Consider the following 554-nt stretch of genomic DNA (forward strand, 5'->3'; position numbering starts at 1 on the left):
AATCGCTGGGCACCACCGTCAAATCGGTGCAGGTGCTGAGCCGGGCGGGCGATCTCTCGGGCGTCGCCATGGGCACGGTCGAACAGGCCACGAAGGACCTGACCCGCCGCCTCAGCCAGGCCGCGACCGGCACCGGCCCCGCGGTCGAGGCGCTGAAGCGGCTGAACCTGACGGCCGGGGATCTGCTGGCGATGCCGCTCGATGCGCGGGTCGAGGCCATCAATGCCGCGATCCTCGACTTCGTGCCCGCGGCGCAGCAGGCGGCGGTGGCGGGCCAGCTCTTCGGCGAGGAAGGCTCCATCGCCATGAGCCGGATCGACCCCGCGACCCTGCGCCAGGCCGCCCGCGACGTCGAGGACTTCGGCGTCGTGGTGTCGGAACTGGACGCCGACAATATAGAGAGCGCCAATGATGCGGTCTCGCGGCTGGGGCTGGTGGCGACGGGGCTTGGCAACAGCCTGGCCGCGGCCGCCGCCCCGGGGATCGAGCAGCTGGCGACCGGCTTTGCCGATCTCTGGCGCAAGGGCGCGCCGCTGGCCTCGGCCCTCGACCTG

At 72.2% G+C, this 554-nt stretch carries 1 pseudogene; it reads left to right on the top strand.

The annotated features are described in order from the left end of the window. A pseudogene (locus BYZ73_RS21665) lies at positions 1-554 on the top strand (phage tail tape measure protein); the annotation flags it as partial.

This window comes from Rhodovulum viride, assembly GCF_003265965.1.
In the GTDB taxonomy this organism is placed as follows: domain Bacteria; phylum Pseudomonadota; class Alphaproteobacteria; order Rhodobacterales; family Rhodobacteraceae; genus Rhodovulum; species Rhodovulum kholense.